Source organism: Natronospira bacteriovora (genome assembly GCF_030848495.1).
In the GTDB taxonomy this organism is placed as follows: Bacteria; Pseudomonadota; Gammaproteobacteria; order Natronospirales; family Natronospiraceae; genus Natronospira; species Natronospira bacteriovora.
This window is the reverse complement of record NZ_JAVDDT010000007.1, coordinates 96,107-109,595: the sequence shown is the minus strand read 5'-3', so window position 1 is coordinate 109,595 and position 13,489 is coordinate 96,107. Positions and strand designations below refer to the sequence as shown.

Below are 13,489 nucleotides of genomic sequence, written 5' to 3'. Positions count from 1 at the left end.
TTCCGAGCGCGCCCGGAATCAGGAATTACGCTGCTGCCAGAGGCCTCTGGCGCGCCGGGCCTGCCGGTTTGCCAGTGCCAGCGCAATGAAGCCCAAAAGCAGATAGGCCGCCGCGGCAAAGAGGACAGCGTAACCGTTGAACTCCAGACCAAGAAAGGCAGCCCGTGCCAAGCCGGGCTCATCGGCCCGAAGGGCGGGTAACAGGCTCTGGGTGATGATCAGTGCCGAGGTGTAGAGCAGCAGGCAACTGGCGAACACGGCCATGAGCGTTCCCGCCACACTGATGAGGAAGCCCGCCCGATCAAGCTTGCCAGGTTCAGCGGGGCTCATCAGGATTGATCGCATCCGGCTGGGCTTCCGGGGCGGAGGCCCGGAAGGCATTGAGTTCGCGGCAGGCCTCGTCAATACGACGCAGCGTCGGATAATCATCCAGGGGAAACTCGAAGCGACGGGCATTGTAGAGCTGCGGCACCAGACACAGATCGGCCATGGTCACGGAATCACCGTGGCAGAAACGGCCGGTGCGGGTCTCATTGGCCAGACGGCGCTCCAGAGGCTTCAGCCCCTGCTCCAGCCAGTGGTGATACCAGTGCTTCTTCTGACGCTCTCCCAGATCCAGCTCATTACCCAGGTACTGCAATACCCGCAGATTGTTCAGGGGATGAACCTCACAGGCAATGATCTGGGCAAGGCTGCGAACTCTGGCACGCTCCACAGGGTTTGATGGCAGCAGCGCCGGCTCCGGGTGCTTTTCTTCCAGATACTCGAGGATGGCCAGCGACTGGGTAATCACATGCCCGCCATCCACCAGTGTTGGCACCAGCCCCTGGGGATTCACGGCACGGTACTCACCCTTGTTCTGCTCGCCGCCATCCTTGACCAGATGCACGGGCTCCTGCTCACAGCGCAGCCCTTTCAGGTGCAGGGCAATGCGAACCCGGTAGGCGGCGGTACTGCGCCAGTAGGTATACAGCTTCATCCCGGCCTCCTATAGAGAGTGAACAGTTCCCAGTTCCCAGTTCCCAGTTCCCAGTTCCCAGTTCCCAGTGAACAGGCTCGCCGTGCATTCACGGCTTGTCTACTGTTGACTTCTAAGCCTTGGGTGTGTGCTGCCCTGCCGAAGCGGCACGGCAACTCCGTGGGCACGGCCTGCTGTTCACTGGGAACTGTTCACTGTTCACTTATACTGTTCCACCGTCTGCTCGATGGATCCGAAAATGGAATGGCCATCGGCATTCAGCATTTCGATCTTCACGGTGTCACCGAACTTCATGAAGCCGGTCTTGGCCTCGCCTTCGTTGATGACTTCCAGCACGTTCTTCTCGGCCAGGCAGGAGGAACCCAGGGACTCGTCCCGGTTGGCAATGGTGCCGGAGCCCACCAGGGTACCGGCAGCCAGCGGCCGGGTCTTGGCGGCATGGGCCACCAGGCGGGCAAAGCTGAACTGCATGTCCACACCACAGTTCGGGCGCCCGAATTCTTCACCCTTGTAATGGGTGATCAGTGGCAGATGAACCTTGTAGCCCTGCCAGGCTTCGCCCAGCTCATCCGGGGTGATGGCGACCGGAGAAAGTGCGGACCGAGGCTTGCCGTGAATGAAGCCAAAGCCCTTGGCCAGTTCGGCCGGAATCAGCTTGCGCAGGGACACGTCGTTGAGGATCAGGATCAGCTTGATGTGCTTGCCGGCCTCTTCCTCGGAGACGCCCATGGGCACATCATCCACGATCACACCCACTTCGGACTCGAAGTCGATGCCATAGTCTTCACTGGCCACCCGGATGGGATCCCGCGGGCTGTCATAACCATCGTTGACGGCCTGGTACATCAGGGGATCGTCCAGCAGTTGGGGCGGCAGCTCGGCACCACGAGCCTTGCGGACCCGCTCCACGTGGGGCAGGTAGGCGCTGCCATCCAGGAACTGGAAGTTGCGCGGCAGCACGGCGGCCACTTCATCCTGCGTGAAGGCAAAGCTGCCCTCGGCCTTGCCGGCCTCCAGCTCATCGAAACGCGCCTTGAGCTTCGACTCCACAGTGGCCCAGTCTTCCAGGGCGGCCTGCAGCGTCGGGGCAATATCACTGGCCTTCACGGCCTGCTTGAGATCACGGCTGACGATGATCAGCTCGCCATCACGACCCTTTTTCAGGGATGCCAGTTTCATTTGAAAAACTCCTTGCAAGTTCGTTTAGGGCTGACTGAATGCGTTACGGTCAGCCCTTGAAGTGTTTCTTCAGCCCTTTCCAGCAGTCCTGGTAGTTCTTGTGCAGGGCCGGGCTTTCCATGGCCTGTTTTGTGGGCCTGTAGGTAAGACAGGTCTCGAACATGAAGGCCATGGTGTCTTCGATCTTCTGGGGTTTCGAGGTATCGGCCGCGGTGGCCTTCTCGAAGCTGCCGGCATCCGGCCCGTGGCCGGACATGCAGTTGTGCAGGCTGGAACCACCCGGTGCGAAGCCACCTTCCTCATCGGCTTCCTTGGCATCGTATTCGCCATGAATGAGCCCCATGAACTCACTCATGATGTTGCGGTGATACCAGGGTGGACGGAAGCTGTCTTCCATCACCAGCCAGCGCGGCCCGAAGATCACGAAATCCATATTGGCCACACCGGGCTTGCCCGAGGGCGAAGTCAACACGGTGAAGATGGACGGATCCGGGTGGTCATAGCTGATCGAGCCGATGGTATTGAAACGGCGAAGATCATACTTGTAGGGCGCGTAGTTGCCGTGCCAGGCCACCACATCCAGGGGTGAATGGCCGATTGACGCCGACCACAGATGACCCTGGAACTTGGCCACCAGTTCGAAATCACCTTCCTCATCCTCCCAGGCGGCTTCCGGGTAGAGGAAGTCGCGCGGGTTGGCAAGCCCGTTGGCGCCGATGGGGCCCAGATCCGGCAGTTGCAGGGCCGCACCGAAGTTCTCGGCCACATACCCGCGGGCCACATCATCCAGCAGCACCACCCGGAACCGCACCCCGCGGGGAATGACGGCAATCTCCTGCGGCTCGATTTCGAGCACACCCATTTCGCTGTCCAGGCGAAGCCGGCCCTGCTGGGGCACGATCAGGAACTCGCCATCGGCGCTATAGAAGAAACGATCTTCCATGGAGCGGTTGGCGAGATACTGATAGACGGCAATGCCGGACTGGGAAGCCGCTGAACCGTTGCCGGCCATGGTGAACAGGCCATCGACGAAATCCACCTTGCCCTTGGGCATGGGCAGCTTGCCCCAGCGCAGCTGATTGGGTGTGGGCGGCACTTCGTCAAAGCGGTTGTGAAAGCTGCCTTCCTTGATCTGACGAAACTCGCCATGAATCACCGCCGGACGGATCCGGTACAGCCAGCTGCGAAGGTTACGGTGACGAGGCGCGGTAAAGGCCGTACCCGACAGTTGCTCGGCATACAGCCCATGAGGCGGCCGCTGCGGCGAGTTCTGCCCTTCCGGCAAGGCCCCTTCGACTGCCTCGGTGGCAAACTCGCTGCCGAAGCCAGTCATATAGCCCTTCGTTCCATTCATTGCCATCGATCTACCCCTTACAGGTCAATGACTCAAATACCTGCTCACCAATTAAGAGTCCCCAGTGAACAGTTCCCAGTAAACAGGAAGAAGCGGGCGGGCTACGCCCGCCCCATCTGTTCACTGTTCACTTTCATCTGTTCACTCTTTAGAGAACGCCCCGCTTCTCCTGGTCGCGCTCGATGGCTTCGAACAGGGCGGTGAAGTTGCCTTCACCGAAGCCTTCATTGCCCTTGCGCTGGATGATCTCGAAGAAGATCGGGCCGATGACGTTCTTGGTGAAGATCTGCAGCAGCAGACGGTCCTTGTGCTCCTGGTCAGCGTCAATCAGCAGGCGCAGGTCCTGCATCTTGTCCACGGGCTGGCCGTGGTTGGGGATGCGCTCGTCGATCAGCTCGTAGTAGGCATCCGGGGTATCCAGGAAGTCGATACCCTTGCTGCGCAGGTTCTCCACGGTGTCGTAGATGTTGTCGGTGAACAGGGCAATGTGCTGGATACCCTCGCCATTGTACTCGTTCAGGTACTCGACGATCTGGGACTTGTCATCCGAGGACTCGTTGATCGGAATCCGCACCATGCCGTCCGGGCTGGTCATGGCCCGGGAGTTCAGGCCGGTTTTCTTGCCCTTGATGTCGAAGTAGCGGATCTGACGGAAGTTGAAGAGATCCTCGTAGAACTTGCACCACTCGTCCATGTTGCCGTAGTGGACGTTGTGGGTCAGGTGATCCACATAATCCAGACCGAAGCCCTTGGGCCGCTTTTCCACGCCTTCGAAGAAGTCGAACTGATCCTCGTAGAGGTCGCCCTGGTCACCGTACTGATCCACCAGGTAGAGGGCACTGCCACCGATGCCTTCGATGGCCGGCGCATCCACGGCCAGGGTCTCGGGCTTCTTGCCAAACTGGGTGGCACCCTTTTCCAGGGCCAGCTTGATGGCGTGATCGGCGTCCTTGACGCGGATCGCAAAGCCGGTCGCGCAGGGGCCGTGTTCCCTGGCGAAATCTTCGGCGAAGCTGCCGGGCTCCTCGTTCACCAGGAAGTTGCTGTCGTTCTGGCGATACAGGGTGACATTGCGCTTCTTGTGCTTGGCCACGGCGGTAAAGCCCATGGCCTTGAAGAGATCGTGCAGCAGCTGCGGTTCCGGCGCCGCGTACTCGACGAAATCAAAACCATCGGTCCCCATGGGGTTGTCGTACTGTTCGCTCATGATCGCTCTCCGTTGGAAAGTCACAGAATGCGGCACCACGACGAACGCCGCCCCTCCCGGCTTGTTCCGGGCCCGGCGCTGGTCGGGATGTGCCGCCAGAGAAATGCGGTTGCGGCCATTATACCGAAGGCGGGCTCCGGCCGTCAGGCACCCGCCTCGCTTCTATTGATCCAGATCAAGCCAATTTCAGACCCGGGCCTTCATAATGATTTTCTAATCTAACACTGAGCCCGAGGATGGACCGTGTCCCCACCCGCCGAATCCAAACCCAGCTCGCTCTCCATCGCGCTGACCGGCAGTGGCGGCAGCGGCGTGATGAGCGCCGGCGAGATGCTGCTGAAGGCTGCGGCGCGTCACGGCCTCCACGGGGTGATGGGGCGCTCATACGGGCCTCAGATCCGCGGTGGAGAGGCCGCCGCCCTGCTGCGCCTGGCGAACTGGCCAGTCCAGAACCAGGGCGACCGCATTGACGTACTGATGGCGCTGGATTGGATCAATGTCGAGCGCTTCCGGGCTGAACTCCCCCTGGATGAAGCCAGCCTGGTCATCTTCGATCCGGCTCAGGGCGCGATTCCCGATTTCATCCTCGAGAGCAACGCCCGGCAGTTGGCACTTCCTCTGGCTGAGCTGGCGAAGGGGATCCCCGGTGGGCGGAGCAACATGATCGGCCTGGGATTTCTGTCCGGCCTGGCGGGTCTGCCACGTGCCCTGCTGGAAGACACGGTCTGTGGCGGCCTTTCCAGCAAGGGAGAGACGGTGCTGACAGCGGCCAGGGAGAGTCTGCACGCCGGCTGCGACCAGGCCGATCGGCTCAATGACGGAGCCGGCATCGAGCTGCCACCGGCCGACGGGAGGGCCGCTGGCGGACGTTGGCTGATCTCCGGCAATGAGGCGGCTGCCACCGGGGCCCTCAGGGGTGGGCTGGCATTCTGCGCCGCCTATCCCATCACACCGTCCACCGACATCGTGGAATGGCTGGCCGGACAGCTGCCCCGACTCGGGGGCCAGCTGGTACAGGCCGAAGACGAACTGGCGACCATCAATATGTGTCTTGGCGCCTCCTTTGGTGGCAAGCGTGCCATGACCGCCACCTCCGGCCCCGGACTGTCACTGATGAGCGAATCCATCGGTCTCGCCGTCGCCTCGGAGACCCCCGTCGTGATCATCAATGTCATGCGTGGTGGCCCATCCACCGGCATTCCGACCCGCTCCGAGCAATCCGACCTCAATCTGGCCCTGTACGGGACACACGGTGACGCGCCACATCTGGTGATCGCCCCCAACAGCATCGAGGATTGCGTCCACACCACCCAGTGGAGCCTGGACCTGGCCGAGGCCCTGCAATGTCCGGCCATTGTTCTGAATGACCAGAGTCTGGCGCAGACCCGGGCAGTCATTGCCGCACCCGGGGAGACCGGCCCGATGACAGCACGCAACGTTGCGACCGCTCCCGAGGCTGACTACGAACGCTATGGCCCCGGCCAGGCTCATGTGCCCGCCATGGCCATCCCGGGCACCGTGGGTGGCGAATACACCGCCGAAGGGCTGAGCCACGATCGCAAGGGGCGGCCATCCAGCCTGGCGGAAGACCATATCGAGCAGCTGGATCGACGGCGCGACAAGCTGCTGGCGCATGACTATGGCAAACGCTGGGCGGATGTGGACGGTGACGCACCCCTGGCCATTCTCACCTGGGGTTCCCTGACCGGGCCGGTTCGTGAAGCCCTGTCCCAGGCCCGGGCGGAGGGCATGCAGGTGCGGCTGATCTCGCTGCGCCTGCTGGCTCCGGCACTGCCCGAGCACATGCAGGAGACACTGTCCGGCGTGGAGCGCTTGCTGGTGGTGGAACAGAGTCACGGCCGACAGTTCGAGCATTATCTGCGGGCCAACTACGAGCTGCCACCACACCGTCACACCCTGCACCGGCCGGGCCCCATCAACCTCCGGCCCGGTGAAATCCTTCATGCCATCCGGGAGCTGGCCGCATGAACCTGCCCATTCACTCCGTTGACCGCCCCTGCAAGCCGAAGGATTACAAGTCAGGCCTGAAGCCGGTTTGGTGCCCCGGCTGTGGTGATTTCGGGGTGCTGAATGCCGTAACCAAGGCACTGTCCACGCTGGCCATCCCCTCCCATGAAGTGGCCTTCATTTCCGGTATTGGCTGCTCATCCCGGATTCCAGCCTACACGCGCAGCTACGGGTTTCACGGTGCCCACGGGCGTGCCCTGCCGGTGGCCACCGGGCTGGCCCTGAGCCGGCCGGATCTCACGGTGCTGGCAGCGGGTGGTGATGGAGACGGTTTTTCCATCGGGGGCAATCATTTCCTGCACGCCTGTCGTCGGGATGCCAATGTGACCTATCTGGTGATGGACAATGCCGTCTACGGCATGACCAAGGGGCAACCCTCACCTACCACCGAGGCAGGATGGGATGAAAGCCAGATGCAGCCGGACGGAACCGATCAGGCCCCTTTCCAGCCGCTGGAAGTGGCATTGGCCGCGGGCTGCGGTTTCATCGCCCGCGCCTTCTCGGGCGACCCCAACGGCCTGGCGGAGCTCATCAGTGAGGGAATTCGCCACCCCGGCTTTGCCTTCCTGCAGATACTGAGCCCCTGCCCCACTTTCCGGCCGGAGCAGATGCAATACAAAAAGCAGGTACACGCGGGATTCCGTGAAACGGCGAATCGCGGGGAGGCCTATCAACAATTGCTGGAAAACGACGGCTTCACGACCGGCCTGCTTTATCGGCAGGACGTCGCCCATCGGGCGGCCCCGGAAAGGCCCATTGAACAGCTTCAGGAGATCGAGGCCGCTTTCCAGGTGTAGAGCCTCGCAAGGTCCTCCCTCCGCAGCCGCGACACTGGCGGCTGCCAAGGAAAGGGGCTACCCCTGGTGGGTCGCTAGGAAGTCTTTTCCACCGCCGTGTCCTTCTGCGACGATGAAGCCCGCTCTTCCGCGGCAAGACGCGGAACATCCGCACTTACTTCCTCGCCGGCCTCGCGAACGTCCTTTTCCACCTCATCCACTTCACGCATGGCGCCCTTGAAACCCTTGAGCGCCCCACCCAGGTCACTGCCCAGGCTCCGCAGACGCTTGGTGCCAAACAGCAGCACCACGATGGCCAGCACGATCAACAGCTGCCAGATGCCAATTCCACCGATACCCATAATTTGCACTCCTGCGCCGTGTAACGGCGTCGTCACCGATCGCGCTCAGCGGCCCCGAATGATGTCAAAACTCAGATCGTTGAAGGTGTAGACACGTCCGCCATGCTGTTCGGCAAAGGCCTCGGCATCGGCTCTCTCCGTGAAGGGCGCCGGAGGATAGCCCATGGCACCACGTCGTTGATGGCCGGCCACGTACCAGGCATCGCCGGCCAACACGTAGGTCTCATCCGACGGCGATTCCCAATCCGTGCGGGACAGGTCATGCACGAACAGGGCCTCGATCGCTGGTCCGGACTCCGGCTGCCAGGCCCAGGAAAGCAGGTCGCTGGTTGAGCAGAAGGGCAGAATGTCCCCATTGCGCAGACAGGCCTGCCCCTTGGGCCCGGGATGACGCACCACGGTCATGCCACACAGGGCACAATCATGCTCATCGCTCAGAGTGACGGCCTTGCAGTTGGCTGCCGCTTCCCTGCCGTCGCCACAAGCCATCAACATCAAGGCAGGCAGACCGGCCAGCAGTATAAGAGCATCTCGTCTGGAACCCATGTATTCCTCCTTTGATCAGCTGCGACGGGCAGCAAACAGACCGGCTGCCGCCAACAGGGGAACAACCGCCCAGGCCAGCAGGATCAGCAGCAGATTGCCAACGGCGTAGCCCTGCTCGGCCACGACCGAAAGCATGCCACTGGCCGCGGCCGCTTCCTCGAAGCCGGTCAGATTGATGATTCGAAAGACATCGGTGGGGTTGAGCAGCAGCAGAATGCGAAACAATCCGCCATCGATACGCCCCTCAGTCCCCACCAGCAGGCCCAGCAGTGCCAGGTCATAGACCAGCACGAAGAGGAACCAGGCGAGCAGCGCCAGCCCGGCGGCACGCGCCTTCTCCCGCGTCAGCACGCTGATCAGATAGGCAACGGCCAGGAAGGCCCAGCCCAGAAGAATGGCACTGAGGATGAACAGGGCAAAAGGCCCTGCCATCTCGGACAGATAGGCACCCTCCGACAGGGCGGCAATGGCGGCTGCGGCGATGCCAAAACCCAGCAGCGTGGACAGTGCGAGAATGCCCCCATGCCCGATAAACTTTCCCGCCAGCAGGGCCACCCGGCTCAGGGGATAGGTCATCAGCAGCAGAAGCGTTCCCTTTTCTTCCTCTCCCACGATGCTGTCATAGGCAAGCATCAGGGCAATCAGGGGAATCAGAAACACGGCAAGACTGGCCAGACTGACAATCGTGGTGGAAATACGGGTAAAACCGATCTCACCGGAGGCCGCCGCCCCCACCCAGGCCAGGCCCAATGCCAGCAGAGCAAAGGCCAGCGTAATGGCGATGATCCAGCGGTTGCGCAGACCGTCACGAAACTCCTTTCCGGCCACAATCAATACTTCACGCATGTCCATGCCCCTCCATCCGTCCGGCCCGTTCACCCGTCACCTGAGCGTCAAAATGGGCATAGAGATTTTCCAGACTGGGGTGCTCAACGCTCAGATCGTGAACATCGGGGCTGTCCAGCAGGATACGCATGACCTCAAGCTTCTGGTCGGCCGAGGTCGTCAACACGATCTGCTCACCACCCATGTCTTCCATACTCAATATGCGCTCACCCAGGCGCTGGCGCAGATTGCCATTGAGCTGAGTGCTGCGAGCTTGAATGCGCAGGGGTAGACCGGCCTCTTTCCGGAGGGCTTCAATGCTGCCCGAAGCCAGCAGGCGGCCCTGAGCCAGGATCGCCACCCGGTCAATATGCCGCTCCACGCCCGGCAGCACGTGGGAACAGAGAATGACGCTGCTGCCATTGCCGCGCAGCTCGTCAATCATCGTGTACACGTCACGGGTGGCCATGGGATCCAGCCCGACAGTGGGCTCGTCCAGCAACAGCAGACGGGGCTCTCCCAGCAGCGCCTGGGCCAGGCCCAGACGCTGACGCATGCCCTTGGAATACGTGCGCACGCGGCGGTCGGCCGCATGACCCAGGCCCACCCGCTCCAGCATGGTATCCGCCCGGGGGATGGCAACCCGCTTGAGGCGGGCAAAATAACGCAGGACTTCACGACCGCTGAGATTGTCATAGAAACTGACGTTCTCCGGCAGGTAGCCCAGCTTGAGTCGCAACCGATCCGCATGGCGCCCACGGGGGTCCTCACCCAATACCCGCACCTGGCCACCGGTGGGTGCCAGCACACCCAGCATCATCTTCATCGTGGTGGACTTGCCGGCACCATTGTGGCCGAGCAGTCCCAATACCTCACCCGCTTCCACCACGAGATCCAGTTCCTTGACTGCCTCCAGCGGACCGAATCGACGGGTGACTTTGTGGAGTTCTACCGCGGCATTCATTCGAATTCCTCCAGGGAACGAGGTGGGCGCATCAGTGGGGCGCTATCGGTCACACCTGACGGGCGCAGCACGGGGAACTCACGTTGCACCCATCGCAACAGCTGGACCGCTGGGCTGTTCATGAGCACTCTGGCCATGGGGTACGTCCAGAGAATACGATCCACGGAGTCGTTGGGCTGATGGGGGGTGTCGCCAATTCCATCACCGTTCAGGTCCCAACCCATGTAATCGCTCCAGTAGTTTCCACGGCCGTCAACGGACCATTCCTGTTTCCGGGTTGCCACATACATGACCTGAGTGCGATTACTCAGAAGCGCGTTCTCGGAAATCTCGTTCCCTTCCGAGCCGGCTGTCAGATGGATCCCGATATCGGTATAAGCCAGCACATTGCGGCGAATGGAATTGAACTGGGCGTTGTAGACGAACATGGCCTTGCCTTCCCCACCCCGAATCGCAGAGCCGCCACCGGGGTTGGTGCTGTGACGGATATTTCGGGCGGTATTACCTTCAATGCGTGAACTGGTCACGTCGTTGAGAAGGAAGCCGTAACCCTCGTCACCATCAGCATGGTTATCAATGATTTCGAGATGCGTGGAAGACATGAGCGCAAAACCCGTCCGGTTCTCCCGGGTTCGATTGCCGCGCACCTCATTGTGGTGGGAGTACATGTAGTGGATGCCATAACGCTGATTGTGCAGAAAATTGCCAATCAGGCGATTCTCGTTGCTTACGTCAATGTAAATTCCGTCACGGGCCAACCAGACCTCATTGTTCTCGACAAGCGCATTGCGAACATTGAACAGATGTATCCCGTTGCCACGATCCTGGGAACGGAGAGCAGGATCACCACTGATGCGATTCCCGCGCACCACGGCATCCTGGGAGCCATCCAGCCAGATGCCGAACCCTCTTGCCTCGATCCGATTATCGAGCAGCCGGACGCCAGTGGCATCGGCCGCCACGAAAATGACGGCATCCATGCGGGTTAGATTGGCACCGTCATTGCGCAGATGCACACCACTGACGGTCACGTTGGGCGCCGCGATATCGAGCACCGTGCCATTGGCGAAACCGTCAAGGACGGCACCTTCCATGGCTTTCAGGGTAATGGAGGTCTCGATACGCACACCCCCCGGATGAACCCCGGGCTCAAGCACCAGCGTACTGCCAGGCTCCGCCGTGGCCAGTAGATTCGACAATTCCCCTGGCGCCACGGGTAGACCTTCCTCGCCGGCCCAAAGGGCCAGGCTCAGAAGGCTCAGGCACAAACCAAGGAACAGTTGTTTCATTTCAATCCATCTCATGCGAGCGGAGGGCATCCCTGCCCTCCGCGGCGCGATGTACTTCAGGCCTTCTCGACAAGCATCCGGCCGCCCATTTCCATGTGCAGGGCGTGGCAGAACCAGTTGCAGTAGTACCAGAAGACGCCAGGCTTATCCGCCTTGAACGTAATGGAGGCCGTCTGCTGTGGGCTGACTTCCATGCTGACGCCATGATCCACCAGGCAGAACCCGTGGCTCAGGTCCTCGATACGATCCAGGTTGGTAACCACCACAGTGACTTCATCACCCTGCTTCACCTTGAACTCGGTGATGCCGAAATTGGGGGCGATGGAGGTCATGTAGACACGCACCTTGTTGCCGTCCCGAATGATCTTGTTGTCACGATCCACGTTGACACCATCCTTCTTCGCCATCTCGATGGTTTCAGCGAAGTAGGGATCGTCCCGCCGCCAGATCTGCGACGTGGTGATCTGATCGCGCCGGATGATGACCGCATCATGGGGCTCGGCGAAGGTGGGAGTGTCGTGGACCAGCTTCATCTCGTCACCGGAGATGTCGATCATCTGGTCATTTTCCGCATGCAGCGGCCCCACCGGCAGGAAGCGATCCTTGGAGAACTTGTTCAGCGAGAACAGCCACTTGCCATCGGCATCCTTGGACTCTGCCAGGGTTGCATGGTTATGGCCCGGCTGATAATGCACGTCCAGCTTCTGGATGATGTAGTCAACATCTTCGCCGTTGTAGTTGCGCACCGCCCGATCCATGTTCCACTTCACGACCTGACTATCCAGGAAGAGAGTGGTATAGGCATTGCCACGGCCATCGAAGGTGGTGTGCAGCGGCCCAAGGCCCAGCTCCGGCTCGGCGGCCACCACGTCCCGTTCGTCCGAGAGGTTTCCGGCGAAAAGGTCATCCAGCTTGTCGATCTGGATCATGGTGACGGTGGGCGACAACTTGCCCGCCGCAATGAAGTACTTGCCGTCGGTGGAAGTGTTCAGACCATGAGGGTTCTTCGGTACCGGAATGTAGCGGGTCACTTCAGAGCCCTTGCGGCCATCCACCACGGGCACGTCCGAGTCACCGATGGTGCGGAAATTGCCATTGCGAACGGCCGCCTCGATGCGCTCGATATTGAACACGACCACCCAATCCCGCTCTGCGCGCATCTTGCCGGCGAGCGTGATTGCCTTTTCGGAGTTGTAGCAGGTGGCGGCAGCATACTTGCCGGTATAGTCTGCATCCATGTTATCCAGGTTGCCATCGACCATGACCTGCCACTTCACTTCCATGCTTTCCGCATCGATTGCCGACCAGAGCGTCCAGTACTTCTCCGGATCATTCAGATCACGGCCATCGTTCGGCTGCGGAATGATGTACTCGCCATTCGCGAAGACATATCCGGTCTTCGGTGCCTTCTGCAGCCGAAGTCCGTGGATGGCCTGAGCGTTGGGGACCGTGACCATCTTGTCGGTCTTGAACACATCCAGACGAATGCGCGCCACACGTGTGTTGGCCTTGTCGTTGATGAACAGGTAGCGTCCATCGTGGCTACCATCCGTATAGCTCACATGAGGGTGGTGGGCGTCGCCATTGGTGAATCGGTGGGAATCACCCATGATCCGCTTCGATTCATCGGTCATTCCCCAGCCCGAGGCGGAACAGTGGTTGAACACCGGGATACGCATGATCTCGCGCATGGACGGCACGCCGTAGACCCTGACTTCGCCGGAGTGGCCGCCACTCCAGAAGCCGTAGTATTCATCCAGCTCACCGGGTGCCACGTGAATGTCATTTCCACCATTGCCACGGCTCCGTGCTTCCGCCTTGCCGCTGCCACCCAGCATCAGGCCGGCACCCGTGGCGCCGGTCATGCCCAGGGCACCCACGGTGGCCGTTACGCCCAGGAACTTGCGGCGGCCGGGATTTTCGGCAACCGCCTCCTCCTTCGCTTTGTCGATTTCCTTCTTCCGATCAGGCATGAGCTCA

General features: G+C 61.0%; 13 protein-coding genes. 2 read left to right on the top strand and 11 right to left on the bottom strand.

Going from position 1 to position 13,489, the window contains the following annotated elements; all coding sequences use genetic code 11:
- Window positions 1-18: 18 nt before the first annotated feature.
- From RBH19_RS10945 to hppD, 5 genes are all read right to left on the bottom strand, one after another.
- Entirely contained in the window at window positions 19-330 is a 312-nt protein-coding gene (locus tag RBH19_RS10945; RefSeq protein ID WP_306728896.1) for a hypothetical protein, read from the bottom strand.
- Complete coding sequence (gene maiA / locus RBH19_RS10940) at window positions 317-979, bottom strand: maleylacetoacetate isomerase (protein ID WP_306728895.1); 663 nt, start codon at window positions 977-979, stop codon at window positions 317-319. The genes RBH19_RS10945 and maiA overlap by 14 nt, the downstream gene beginning before the upstream one ends.
- A 198-nt stretch (window positions 980-1,177) precedes the next feature.
- The gene (locus tag RBH19_RS10935; RefSeq protein ID WP_306728894.1) at window positions 1,178-2,158 is read right to left on the bottom strand and encodes a fumarylacetoacetate hydrolase family protein; all 981 of its coding nucleotides are present in this window, start codon (window positions 2,156-2,158) and stop codon (window positions 1,178-1,180) included.
- 49 nt (window positions 2,159-2,207) lie between these two features.
- Window positions 2,208-3,518 (bottom strand): homogentisate 1,2-dioxygenase, encoded by a 1,311-nt coding sequence (gene hmgA, locus RBH19_RS10930; protein WP_306728893.1) that lies wholly within the window; start codon window positions 3,516-3,518, stop codon window positions 2,208-2,210.
- 142 nt (window positions 3,519-3,660) lie between these two features.
- Complete coding sequence (gene hppD / locus RBH19_RS10925) at window positions 3,661-4,719, bottom strand: 4-hydroxyphenylpyruvate dioxygenase (protein WP_306728892.1); 1,059 nt, start codon at window positions 4,717-4,719, stop codon at window positions 3,661-3,663.
- 243 nt (window positions 4,720-4,962) lie between these two features.
- Between hppD and RBH19_RS10920 the strand changes: the two genes are divergently transcribed.
- Both RBH19_RS10920 and RBH19_RS10915 read left to right on the top strand, forming a co-directional pair.
- A complete protein-coding gene (locus RBH19_RS10920) occupies window positions 4,963-6,708 on the top strand; it encodes a 2-oxoacid:acceptor oxidoreductase subunit alpha (RefSeq protein WP_306728891.1) in 1,746 nt (581 codons plus the stop codon).
- Window positions 6,705-7,544, top strand: coding sequence for a 2-oxoacid:ferredoxin oxidoreductase subunit beta (locus tag RBH19_RS10915; RefSeq protein WP_306728890.1), 840 nt, complete (start codon window positions 6,705-6,707; stop codon window positions 7,542-7,544). The genes RBH19_RS10920 and RBH19_RS10915 overlap by 4 nt, the downstream gene beginning before the upstream one ends.
- Window positions 7,545-7,618: 74 nt before the next feature.
- Here RBH19_RS10915 and tatA read toward each other — a convergent pair whose 3' ends face one another.
- Genes tatA through nosZ form a run of 6 tightly spaced genes read right to left on the bottom strand, consistent with a single transcriptional unit; the run spans window position 7,619 to window position 13,482 of the window.
- Window positions 7,619-7,885: a twin-arginine translocase TatA/TatE family subunit gene (gene tatA / locus RBH19_RS10910; protein ID WP_306728889.1), complete on the bottom strand. Its 267-nt coding sequence runs from the start codon at window positions 7,883-7,885 to the stop codon at window positions 7,619-7,621.
- 45 nt (window positions 7,886-7,930) lie between these two features.
- Window positions 7,931-8,431 (bottom strand): nitrous oxide reductase accessory protein NosL, encoded by a 501-nt coding sequence (locus RBH19_RS10905; protein ID WP_306728888.1) that lies wholly within the window; start codon window positions 8,429-8,431, stop codon window positions 7,931-7,933.
- Window positions 8,432-8,446: 15 nt separating this feature from the next.
- A complete protein-coding gene (locus RBH19_RS10900) occupies window positions 8,447-9,277 on the bottom strand; it encodes an ABC transporter permease (RefSeq protein ID WP_306728887.1) in 831 nt (276 codons plus the stop codon).
- On the bottom strand, window positions 9,270-10,220 hold the full coding sequence (locus RBH19_RS10895) for an ABC transporter ATP-binding protein (protein ID WP_306728886.1): 951 nt from the start codon (window positions 10,218-10,220) through the stop codon (window positions 9,270-9,272). The genes RBH19_RS10900 and RBH19_RS10895 overlap by 8 nt, the downstream gene beginning before the upstream one ends.
- Window positions 10,217-11,524, bottom strand: a complete 1,308-nt coding sequence (locus RBH19_RS10890) for a nitrous oxide reductase family maturation protein NosD (protein WP_306728885.1) — start codon at window positions 11,522-11,524, stop codon at window positions 10,217-10,219. Before RBH19_RS10890 ends, RBH19_RS10895 begins: the two co-directional genes overlap by 4 nt.
- 41 nt (window positions 11,525-11,565) lie before the next feature.
- Window positions 11,566-13,482 carry a TAT-dependent nitrous-oxide reductase gene (nosZ, locus tag RBH19_RS10885; protein WP_306728884.1) on the bottom strand — a complete coding sequence of 639 codons (1,917 nt, stop codon included), beginning with the start codon at window positions 13,480-13,482 and terminating at the stop codon, window positions 11,566-11,568.
- Window positions 13,483-13,489 lie beyond the last annotated feature (7 nt).